The 11,268-nt window shown below is 30.1% G+C and carries 9 protein-coding genes and 1 riboswitch; of the genes, 1 reads left to right on the forward strand and 8 read right to left on the reverse strand.

Going from position 1 to position 11,268, the window contains the following annotated elements; all coding sequences use genetic code 11:
• Positions 1–4: 4 nt before the first annotated feature.
• The 8 genes from FVE72_RS06785 to alr form a co-directional block, all read right to left on the reverse strand.
• The gene (locus FVE72_RS06785; RefSeq protein ID WP_146966489.1) at positions 5–2,467 is read right to left on the reverse strand and encodes a helicase C-terminal domain-containing protein; all 2,463 of its coding nucleotides are present in this window, start codon (positions 2,465–2,467) and stop codon (positions 5–7) included.
• Between the two features lie 128 nt (positions 2,468–2,595).
• On the reverse strand, positions 2,596–3,108 hold the full coding sequence (gene crr / locus FVE72_RS06790) for a PTS glucose transporter subunit IIA (protein ID WP_146966491.1): 513 nt from the start codon (positions 3,106–3,108) through the stop codon (positions 2,596–2,598).
• Positions 3,109–3,179: 71 nt separating this feature from the next.
• A complete protein-coding gene (locus FVE72_RS06795) occupies positions 3,180–4,967 on the reverse strand; it encodes a DUF4153 domain-containing protein (protein ID WP_026737762.1) in 1,788 nt (595 codons plus the stop codon).
• 121 nt (positions 4,968–5,088) lie between these two features.
• Entirely contained in the window at positions 5,089–6,897 is a 1,809-nt protein-coding gene (gene pepF, locus FVE72_RS06800) for an oligoendopeptidase F (protein ID WP_036056125.1), read from the reverse strand.
• Positions 6,898–6,911: 14 nt separating this feature from the next.
• Entirely contained in the window at positions 6,912–7,745 is an 834-nt protein-coding gene (locus FVE72_RS06805) for a YlmH family RNA-binding protein (RefSeq protein WP_026737764.1), read from the reverse strand.
• Positions 7,746–7,844: 99 nt separating this feature from the next.
• Positions 7,845–8,258: a YkvA family protein gene (locus FVE72_RS06810; protein WP_026737765.1), complete on the reverse strand. Its 414-nt coding sequence runs from the start codon at positions 8,256–8,258 to the stop codon at positions 7,845–7,847.
• A 130-nt stretch (positions 8,259–8,388) separates the two neighbouring features.
• Entirely contained in the window at positions 8,389–8,577 is a 189-nt protein-coding gene (locus tag FVE72_RS06815; protein ID WP_026737766.1) for a PspC domain-containing protein, read from the reverse strand.
• A 143-nt stretch (positions 8,578–8,720) separates the two neighbouring features.
• On the reverse strand, positions 8,721–9,845 hold the full coding sequence (gene alr / locus FVE72_RS06820; RefSeq protein ID WP_006806812.1) for an alanine racemase: 1,125 nt from the start codon (positions 9,843–9,845) through the stop codon (positions 8,721–8,723).
• A gap of 91 nt (positions 9,846–9,936) precedes the next feature.
• Positions 9,937–10,011, forward strand: a riboswitch (Fluoride riboswitch).
• A 49-nt stretch (positions 10,012–10,060) separates the two neighbouring features.
• Between alr and FVE72_RS06825 the strand changes: the two genes are divergently transcribed.
• Positions 10,061–11,239, forward strand: a complete 1,179-nt coding sequence (locus FVE72_RS06825; protein ID WP_026737767.1) for a cation:proton antiporter — start codon at positions 10,061–10,063, stop codon at positions 11,237–11,239.
• Positions 11,240–11,268 lie beyond the last annotated feature (29 nt).

The following is an 11,268-nucleotide window of genomic DNA, read 5'->3' on the forward strand; positions in this document are numbered from 1 at the left end:
CCAATTACTCAGATTCCGATAAATCAAGAATTTCATCTTTGCTTTTTTCTATTATATTTTTAGGCAATGATTTTAAAAATTTTTTGCCATAAGATTTCTTTATTACTCTGTTATCTAAAATTGTTATAATTCCTGTATCTTTTTTACTTCTTATCAGTCTGCCCACTCCCTGTTTAAATTTAATAACCGCCTGAGGTACCTGATAATCATTAAAGGGATTCTTTCCTTTTTTTCTTATATCTTCTATAATAGCTTCCGTCACAGGATCATTAGGCACTTTAAAAGGAAGTTTTACTATAATTACCGATTTCAGCTGTTCTCCCTGAACGTCTACTCCTTCCCAGAAACTGTCTGTTCCGAATAGCACCGGATTTTTAGAGTTTTTAAATATTTCTATCATTTCATGTCTCGGATAATCATTCTGCTTTATAAAAGTGTACTCATTTTTATTAAAATAATTTTTGAGTCTGTTGTACATATAGTTCATGGAACTGTATGAAGTAAACAGTAAAAAACAATGTCCCTCTGTTTTTTTTATAATTTTTTCCGTAAAATATTCCAAATCATCTAAAAAATTAATATCGTTAGGATCTAAAGTATCATTGGGAATATATACTTTCATCTGTTTTTCATAATCAAAAGGAGAACTTATAATTTTTTCTTCTATATTTTTTTTCTCCTCTTTTTGGAGTCCTATACTTTTTTTATAATAATTGAATTTATTGTCTACTGCCAATGTTGCCGACGTAAAAATCATTCTATTCATTTTGTTGAACAGATTTTCTTCAAGAGATTCCGCTACGTCAAAAGGTGTCGCATAAAGCTTTATATTTGCTCTCGAAGCGTTTATATTAAGCCAGTAAACATAATTTTCGTCATCTCCCTGTAATATAAACTCAAAATTTGCGTTATACTGTTTCATCCTTTCAAAATATCTCATAAAATCAAATACTATTCCGTTCTCGTCTTCCAACTCGAAATTATCGATAAAAGTAAGAAATCTCGCTGTTTTTCTTAAAAAATCCCCGTATTTTACTTTCATCTCTTTTTTAAGTTCCATTATTTCTCTCCAGAACTGACTGTTTTTTATTTCATTTTTATCTATTCTTCTTTTTATTTCTCCGCTTGTCAGCTCCTGAGCAAAAGGAAATATTATCTTGTCCAGAATCACATTTCCCATATCATAATACTCATTCAAAGCTTTTATAACTTCATCTTTCATCTCGTCGGCTTTGACATACTCTTCCTGTTTCAGACTTTCATTAAGAAAAACCATAACCCTTGCCAAAGCTCCCGCATTATTTGCTCCTGTAGCCCTTCTGTTATGTATATTTCCTGCAAGTCTTCCGAGGGTATGCCTTGATACTTCATAAGTAAAATAGTTTCTTGCGGTATCTTCTATATTGTGTGCTTCATCAAAAACAACAATATCATAATTGGGCAATATGGAATACTCGGTATAAAATCCTATCTCGTTTCTTATTGCCAGATCTGCAAAAAACAGATGATGATTTACTATGAGCATATCAGCATTTCCTATTTTTTTTCTTGCTTTATAAAAATAACAGTCAGGCGAATGGCTTTGAGTGCATAAATCCGATTCACAGTTTACCTGTTCCCAAATATAGTTGGGTATTTCATTTTTCAACTCGCTTCTGTCCCCTGTTTCCGTTATTTCATCCCATTCGAGAATATTTTTCAATATTTTTTTTTCTTTTCTTTCTTCTTCTGTATCTTTATCACTTTCAATTACGTTAAGATTTTTAAGTTTTCTTTTACAAAGATAATTTCCCCGTCCTTTAACTATTTCATAAGTAAAATCTTTTTCTATTATCTTTTTTATCAGCGGAATATCTTTATTTATAAGCTGCTCCTGTAAATTTATAGTATTCGTGGAAATAATCAGTTTCAGATTATTTTCCAGAGCATATAAAAGTGTAGGTAGCAGATAAGCTATCGTCTTTCCTGTTCCTGTTCCTGCTTCTATAATAAGTTTTTTATTTTCATTTACACAATGTTCAATATATTTGGACATTTTATACTGTTCTTTACGAGGTTCAAATTTTTTTATTTTTTGATGAATTTTCCCCTTTTCTCCGAAAAATTCGTCTATATTTATTTTATTATGCTTTTTTAAAGGAACAATCACATATATATCATCTACATCATTATTTACTATATAAGAGGCCCCGCCGCTTTCTCCATACACGCTTGAGACCGTTACATCTTCATTGGAAGGTATAAGCACTCCCGACGGATGATTATGTATTATTACTTCATTTTTTCTCATCATATTCAATAACGCAGCAACGGAATTTTCGTTTCCTCTTGCTATCACTTTGACATCGACTACAAATCCGTTTTCATCGGGTATTCCTCTGAAAAAAACTTCATTTCCTCCCGATTCTTCTATTTCCTTTTTCATTATTACTGCTGTTTCGTTACTGATAAAATCGGCAATTCTCATCTTTCCTCCTATTAGAAGATTGTACTATATATATAACTTTTTTTCAATAAATAACTGTTAAAAATCAGAAAAAAGCCGCCTCAAAATTTCTTCTTTCAAGGCAGCATTTTATCAATTATTCAGGATTTTTATTTTATTACATTCAAAACCAGTGTTTCTCCGGCTACAGCATTTCCGTCTTTTTTTTCTAAAGAAGAAAATTCATCATAATTTGAGATTATTACAGGAGTAATAACAGATTTTGCATTTTCTTTTAAAAATTCATAGTCATATTTTATTAAAGGATCTCCTTTTTTTACAATATCTCCTTCATTAGCTATTCTTTCAAATCCTTTTCCGTCCAACTTTACAGTGTCCATACCGAAATGAACGAATACTTCCATTCCCGATGTTGTAGTTACACTGAAAGCATGGTTTGTATCAAAAATTTTCTCAACTTTTCCGTCTACAGGTGCCAACATTACTCCCGAAGCATCAGGCTCTATAGCTACTCCGTCCCCAACCATTTTTTGAGCAAATACTTCATCGGGTACCTGTTCCAAAGGTAAGATTTTTCCTGAAATAGGTGCGTAAATTTTCCCTTCAAATTCTTTTTTTTCAACTTCTTTATTATTACCTTTTAAAAAATCAAATAAACCCATACTCTAAACCTCCATAAAAATATATTTATATCCTAAATGTATCATATATAAAGGAATTAGTCAATCATTACTTATTTTCCCGAAAAATAAAAGTCTATATCATAATCTTCAAATTTGAGTTTTCCGTCTTTTGTTTTTATTACCAGGAAATTTCTTATTAACAGCTTATATTTTATATTTTCGTTTTCTCCTGTGTAATCCATTATATTTTCAGGAAGTGAAGCTGTTACATAGTACTCTTTATTATTTTTAACTTCTGCTTCTTTTTTTGTCATTATTTCATCAAATATTTTATCAACATCTATTTTCAATAATTCCTTATTATTTTTATCTGAAAGTTTTATGCTTCTGTTCTTATGTTCTATTTTATATTTTTCAGATTCATAATTATCCCCATCGTAAAAATTTGACGAAATCAGGTATTCGTAACCGTATGTTTTTGTTATCATATATTCACTATTTTGAAGTTTATATGAAATTCTTGTTTCATGATCTTCAACCAACAAATATGAATTATACCATGTATCGTCCATTCCTATAATATTTTTAAATTCATCTACCGTTTTGTATGATTCTTTCCCGAAAACTTTCAGGCTTTCTTTTTTATCGACATTATTGATATAGGATACGATATCAGCTATTTCGGCTTTTGTTTTCTCATCTAAATCTGTTTTTTTAACAAGTTTTCCGTCTTTTAAAATACTATTCTTAATCAGTATTTTTTCAAGCCTGTTATTCTGACTTCTTAGAGAGACACTTTCCGCATCAATAAACGGAACATAAAAAGTAACAAAGATAACTGCTATTGCGGAAATCATAATGACAGTGACTTTTGTCCTGAAAATATAGAAAATCATACAGAAGAGAAGCCATACGGCTACGGCAACTATATAATATCTGCTTTCGGTTATTCCGTACTGTCCTATTCTTTGAAATATCGCTACAAAAGAAAGTAAAATAAGGGGTATTGATATTTTCGGAAAATTCTTTTTAAATTCACTTACAATTTTATCAGTTTCTGCCATAGGAGTAATCATTATCATAACGAACAGACTGAAAGTCGTATACCACAATACAAGATGGGAAACTATCCCTTTAGGCATTTTCATCTGTATTAATATTCTTCCCAAATAAAGATAAAGAACTAAAGTATATCCTAATATTAAAGGGATTATTATAAATTTCAGTAAAGTTTTGAAAACTATATTCGTCTGATATTCTTCAAGATTTTCATTTACTTCTTTCAGTCTTGACAAAAAGAAAGTCATTGCAAATATAAAGACAGAAAACATATATGTATAAAGGTATACTTTATTATCAATATTTATTAACAATACATCTACTGCTCCTATTATAGCAATCAGCCCTAAATACAGTACAACTGAAAAAACTTTCGTTACAAATATATTTACTACAACAGTTTCAATATATTTTTCAGCATCTTTTTTTCTGCCTATTACAGGAATGAAGAAAAATAGAATAGTAAAAATAACTCCTATAAAGAATAGTCTTATAAAGTCACTTTCTATAAAAGCATGTCCTAAATACTGTAGTTTTATAATATATAGGAAGATTAAAGTTACCGTTCCTTCAACAACTCTTGAAAACAACTTATTTTTATCCGGAAAATATTTTTCCCTTATTAATTCCAAAGTTGCAGTCATCGGAAGTCCTATCCCGAGTAAAGTCAAAATTTTATTGAGTCTTTCTTCTAAACTGCTTGCAATGTCTCCTTCCTGATGAATCATGTATACTAATATACCGAAAATAACCACACTGAAAAGTATAGTTATAGGAAATCTCTCAATTCCTTTTTTCATATTCGGTAAAAATTTTTTTATTCTTTCTTTCAAAGTCATAAAAATCATTTCCTTTCGTACGATTTTTTATATAATCATACCGATTTTATAACTGTAACTTTTTTATGTCTGTATGATTTTTTGTATACTACCATACAAAACTTAAAATAAACTGAAAATTTTATTTTAAATCCATCTTTTCTATTTCTTTTTCCAATTTATCCAAAAGCAAATCAAACTGTTCGGACACAGCTTTTACTGTTTCTTTTTTTGATAAATCGGCTCCCGCTTTTTTAAGCTGTTCCATAGGAAAATCATTTCCGCCTGAAGACAGTAACTCTATATATTTTTTAAGTGCTTCTTCTTTTTTCTTTTTATCTTTCTCATTTATTATTTTATCATATAATATTGCCGATGATGCAAAACATGTAGCATATTGATAAACATAAAAAGGAGAATTAAAGAAATGAGGCACTCTTGCCCATAATGCATAGATTAATTCATCTTTTTCCATTTCTTTTCCGTAATATTCGTCAAAAAGTTTTTCTATAATTTTACTTAAAATATCGGCTGTAACAGGTTCTCCTTTTTCAACAAGGGAATGAGCCTGATATTCATATTCGGCTAACAGTGCCTGAAAATAGAAAGTTCCTGTTATATTTCTTATTTCCTGTTCCAGTAATGCTATTCTCTCTTTAGGATCATCAGTATTTTCAAGCATATAATCAAGTAAAAGTCTTTCATTGAAAGTAGAAGCCACTTCAGCTACAAATATTGTATAATCGGACATTGAAAAAGGCTGATTTTCGTCAGAATACAATGTATGTAAAGTATGTCCCAATTCGTGTGCCAAGGTGAATACGCTATCCAAAGTATTGTTATAGTTCAAAAGCATATAAGGGTGAACACCGTATATTCCCGCTGAATAAGCTCCCGAACGTTTGCCTTTTGCTTCAAATACGTCAAGCCAACCTTCACTTACAGCTTTTTTCATTTTTTTAACATAGTCTTTTCCCAAAGGAGCCACAGATTTCAAAACTATATCTTTTGCATCGTCATATTCATATTCTTTATTAAATTCTATAAGATTTACCAAACCGTCATAATTATGATATTTTTTTAAGCCCAATATTTTCTTTCTGAGTTTCAAATATCTTTTTAGAGGTTTTGTATTTTCTTTAGCGGTATTTATAAGGTTCATATAAACTTCTTCGGGAATGTTGTTCCCTTCAAGAAAACTTAACAAAAACGAATCATATTCATATGCTTTCATTTTAGCTATATCTTTCTGTAAAATCGAGTTGTATATTGCGGCTATTGTATTTTCTTTTCTCTTATATACTCCGTAATAACTGTCAAATATCAGTTTTCTGTCTTTCTGATTTCTGTTTTTAGTTAAAACTTTGGTATAATTTGCAGGTGTCGCTTCGGCTTTTTCTCCTGTACTCAATTTAACTACAGGCCATTCTACATCTGTTACTGTAACTTCGGTATACACCGTTCTCGGAGTTGAGAAAAACGAGCCGAAATAAGATAAAAGTTTACTCTCTCTTTCATTTAAAACATGTTTTTGCAATCTGAACAAGTTTTCCAGTCCGAATTTATAGTCGGAAAATTCTTCTTTTTTTATATATTTTTCTATCTTTTTTCTGTTTTCTATAAGTTCAGGATTAACCCAAGACAATTCCGTAGTTATTTCAGAAAAAAGAAACTGTATTTTCTGCAAGTTTTCCGTTGCTTCTTTGTCAGACGAATTCAAATCCCTTGCCAATTGGGGATATGCGTATAATTTGTACGCTATTTTATCCAGTTCTTCCTGTTTTTTGAGAAATTCCGATAACTTTTTCTCATCTGAAAATTTTCCTTTGTACATAAGAAGTTCATCTTTTAATTTCTGAACTTTTCCGAAATCTTTTTCCCACTCCTTGTAACTTTTATAAATATCTCTTAAATTCCATTTGTATTCTTTTTTTATCTCTTTTTCCGCCATTTTCTTTTCCTTTCCTATATATATTTTTTTATGAGCAGTCTTTCTTTTCCTTTTTTTGTTTCGCCGTGTTCCGAAAAAAGTTTATATTTCCCGTAACCTCTTATTGTTATAAGACTTCCAGTTTCAATAATTTTGGACTTATCCTTTTCCTCATAATAATCCACTAAAACTTTTCCCTTTTCAATAGGCTCTATTACTTTATTTCTGGGCAACAACGTAATTGCCGCCACAATACTGTCGAGCCTTTTGGAAGGAACAGTTATAAACTTGTCATCATATTTATATTCAGGTATAATCTCACGATTTTTTATGTCCACTTCTTCCACACTGCACTTATCACGCCCTATCTGTTTCAATTCGGTCAAAATATAATCGGAAATTTTATCGGAAACAGGAACATAAGCTGTTCCTTTATCAAATATCAAATCTCCCATAAGTTCTCTTTTTATATTAAGTCCCGTTAAGCTTCCCAAAAAGTTTTTATGCCCGTATTCTCTGAATCTTGAATTTATTTTTATTTTTAAAAGTTTAGACGGAAATTCAGCAGAATTTTTGTTATCCCCATCGGCATCCGAATATATCTCTTCAATGCCTGAACTGTTTTTCCCATAAAATCCTTCAGGAATAAAAGCTATTTGTCTTCTGTCGCTGTTTTCAAATATTCCGTTTGCTTCTATTTTTATATTTTCGATTTTTTCTGTAAGTTTCTTCCAAATATTCGGCGTATAAAATTCTTCCGTATAAGCCGGCACACTGTATTCTTTCGCAATTTCAAAAGAATTATACAGCTTACTCACTTCATACTCCAAATCTTTAGGAAACTGTTTCAGAAACATTTCTTTTTTCACTTGATTTTTCCTTTCTTATAATCTAAAGACTTTCTATTTTTCCCCAATCCCTGTTTTCCAAGTATTTACCGGTAAATTTTCAATCTCTAAAATAATTTTCTAATCATCTTCATTTACTACTCTCATATTTTCAAAATCCGGTCCATCGGATTTTTTCTTATCCTGAGTTTTTTTATTTTCAAATTCTTCATATTCGGAAATAATTTTATTCAGCTTTGTCAGCACATAAGTTACGACTGCTATATCATCTCCGAAGCCCAATATCGGCAAAATATCCGGAATCGCATCTGTAGGAGTTATTACATAAACTATCGCTCCTATTATTTTCAGTTTATCAATTACAGGAATTTTAAATTCCCCTTTTAAATCCGAATTCAGCATTTTTATAAGTAATAAAAACTTTGATGATACTTTTCCTAAATGTGAAGCCATATTTTTAGCTTTATTAATTTGTTCCGAATCGATATTTTCCGACTTAAATCTTTCATAAAATTTTTTCTCTCTTTTATTCATTTTATCCTGCCTCTTTAAATTTCAATTTTTATAATTTATTTTATCATAAATGAGAAATATTTCATAGATATTAAAAAACGACAGGTTTTATCCTATCGCATTTTCTCACTTCAAGGTATATTTTAAAGTTTTATTCACCTTCAGGCAATACAAATCCTGCTATTAAGTAAGCAACTAAAGCAGCTCCCCCTGTAAAAAGACCTAAAACTACAGCTATTATTCTTACAAGATTAGAATCTTTATCAAAATATTTTCCTAATCCTCCGCATACTCCCATTAATTTTTTGTCAGATTTTGACTTGAACAATTTTTTTTCCATTAAAAATTTCCTCCTTGATAAATATTTATAAACATGATGTTTATTACCTTCTTATTAATGTTTTCTTTAATTACTGGTACTGTTTTCCTGCAATTAAATTTTAAAATATGTAATACCATTTTTTAAATGACAACTGTATTGTATCAATTTTTAGGCAAATTTGCAACACTTCTTTTGATTTTTCTTTCCCATTTCGTCAGCACATCATCCTGAATTGTTCCCGTCCATTCAGCCATTTTGGATAATGAAATTTCTTCACTCCCCTGTTTTCCTATAATAACAGCTTCACTACCTATTACAGCATCTTCAATATCTGTAATATCGGTTATAATCATATCCATACAGATTTCCCCTAAAATATATGACCTTTTTCCTTTTATAAGGACATAGGCATTTTTATTTTCTATTTGTTTTTGCAGCCCGTGTGCATATCCTACAGGAATTATCGCTATTTTTCCGTCTTTTTCAAGAGGTTCGCCATTTCCGTAAGATACGCTTTCTCCTTTTTTTACTTTCCGAATATTTATAATTTTCGAACTTAATTTTACCGTATTATAAAGTCCGACTTTCTCTTTTAAAGGTTCCATTCCGTATATTGCCATTCCTGTCCTTACAAAATCATAATTATACTTTTCCTTATATTTAAAAAGCAAAGGACTTGCCTGAATATGTTTGAACTTATATTTTATAGAATTTTTATCAAAAACCGACATCATTTTATCATATTTTATTATTTGTTCTTCTGTTTCTTTTTTATTTTCGGCATGAGATATATGAGAAAAAACGGATATTATTTCTAAATTCGGATTTCCCCTTAAAATTTCCGTTAATTTATCAATTTCGTTTTCATTAAATCCGAGTCTGTTCATTCCTGTATTAAGTTTTATATGAATCTTAAGTTTTTTACCTTTTGCCGAAGCATTAATATAGCTTTCCAACTGCTCAAAATTGAAAATAGTCAATTCAATATCATTTTTTACAGTTTTTTTTATTTCTTTTTCCTCTATATAATTCAATGTCATAATTTTTATTTTATCAGCTTTATCAGGATATTTTTTTTGAATAATCTTTTTTATTTCCAGTGCTTCTCCGATATATGCAACTGCAAAATAAAAGCAGTCATTTTCTATAAGTATCGGTAATATATTTTTTATTTCCAGTCCATAGGCATTATCTTTTAACACACAGATTATATTTTTATTTATACTTTTTATTTTTTCAAGGTTTTTTTCTATATTTTTTCTGTTTATCTCTAACTTTATAAGCATTTCTCTCTTATTCCTTTTTAGATTTTCTATTACAGTATATCATTTTTTCAAAAAAATTTCCTCTTGAAAAATACGTTTATATATGTTAACATTATTTCACGGGAATGATGTCTCCCGAGGCAAGTGCCTAAACCGCTTTATTTGAGCTGATGACTTCTGCATATTTTTGTAATGCGGAAAACATCACTTTTTTTATTTATGAAAGGATAGATTTTATGTTATTCAGTCTTACTCTTATTTTTCTTTCGGGACTCATATTGGGAAGTATTTTTAACAGATTGAAACTTCCTCAACTATTAGGAATGTTACTTACAGGGATAATTTTAGGACCTTATGTTTTGAACTTGCTTGATCCGAAAATTCTGACAATTTCTGCCGATTTAAGACAAATATCTTTAATTATAATACTTACACGTGCAGGATTAAATCTCGATATAAACGATTTGAAGAAAGTCGGTCGTCCTGCAATTTTGATGTGTTTTGTTCCTGCCACTCTGGAAATTTTGGGAATGATACTTTTTGCTCCTAAATTTTTAGGATTGAATTTACTCGATTCGATTATTTTAGGAACTGTCATTGCTGCAGTTTCTCCTGCTGTTGTTGTTCCGAAAATGTTAAAACTTATGGAAGAAAACTACGGTACTGACAAAAGTATTCCCCAGCTTATTATGGCGGGAGCTTCTGTGGACGATGTCTATGTCATAGTTCTTTTTACTTCTTTCACGGGACTTGCTTCCAAAGGAACTTTTTCTTTCCTTGATTTTGTTAAAATACCTACTTCCATTTTATTCGGTATATCGGGAGGATTTATTTGCGGCATTTTAGCAGTTTATCTTTTTAAAAAACTGCATATTCGTGACAGTGTCAAAGTTATTATTATTTTATGTATTTCTTTTATGCTCGTTACTTTTGAGCATTCTTTAAAAGGAATTATCGGTTTTTCAGGCTTACTCGCAATAATGAGTATCGGAATAGCGATTCAAAAGAAGAAACCCGGTCTTTCAAAAAGACTTTCGGTAAAATATTCTAAACTGTGGATCGGAGCAGAGATTATACTATTCGTTCTTGTAGGTGCTGCTGTAAATATAAAATATGCTTTATTTTCAGCAATTCCGTCTATTATTCTGATTTTTCTTGTTTTGATTTTTAGAATGATCGGTGTATTTATATGCTTACTTGGAACTTCTTTATCATTTAAAGAACGGATTTTTTGCATGATTGCTTATTGTCCGAAAGCCACTGTTCAAGCTGCAATAGGTTCTATTCCTTTAGCAATGGGACTTTCTTCAGGAAATACCATACTTACTGTTGCAGTGTTGTCTATTTTGATAACTGCTCCTTTAGGGGCCTTTGCTATTGATATGACTTACAAAAAACTGCTTTTAAAAAGTTAAAATATATTCTGATAATATAACAAACTGTG

The organism is Pseudoleptotrichia goodfellowii (assembly GCF_007990505.1).
Taxonomy (GTDB): domain Bacteria; phylum Fusobacteriota; class Fusobacteriia; order Fusobacteriales; family Leptotrichiaceae; genus Pseudoleptotrichia; species Pseudoleptotrichia goodfellowii.

What these genes read in the sequence shown, in the direction of transcription:
- FVE72_RS06825 (WP_026737767.1), top strand. Translation starts at nt 10,061, where the DNA reads ATGTTATTCAGTCTTACTCTTATTTTTCTTTCGGGACTCATATTGGGA.
- pepF (WP_036056125.1), bottom strand. Translation starts at nt 6,897, where the DNA reads ATGGCGGAAAAAGAGATAAAAAAAGAATACAAATGGAATTTAAGAGAT.
- FVE72_RS06815 (WP_026737766.1), bottom strand. Translation starts at nt 8,577, where the DNA reads ATGGAAAAAAAATTGTTCAAGTCAAAATCTGACAAAAAATTAATGGGA.
- FVE72_RS06785 (WP_146966489.1), bottom strand. Translation starts at nt 2,467, where the DNA reads ATGAGAATTGCCGATTTTATCAGTAACGAAACAGCAGTAATAATGAAA.
- crr (WP_146966491.1), bottom strand. Translation starts at nt 3,108, where the DNA reads ATGGGTTTATTTGATTTTTTAAAAGGTAATAATAAAGAAGTTGAAAAA.
- alr (WP_006806812.1), bottom strand. Translation starts at nt 9,845, where the DNA reads ATGCTTATAAAGTTAGAGATAAACAGAAAAAATATAGAAAAAAACCTT.
- FVE72_RS06810 (WP_026737765.1), bottom strand. Translation starts at nt 8,258, where the DNA reads ATGAATAAAAGAGAGAAAAAATTTTATGAAAGATTTAAGTCGGAAAAT.
- FVE72_RS06795 (WP_026737762.1), bottom strand. Translation starts at nt 4,967, where the DNA reads ATGACTTTGAAAGAAAGAATAAAAAAATTTTTACCGAATATGAAAAAA.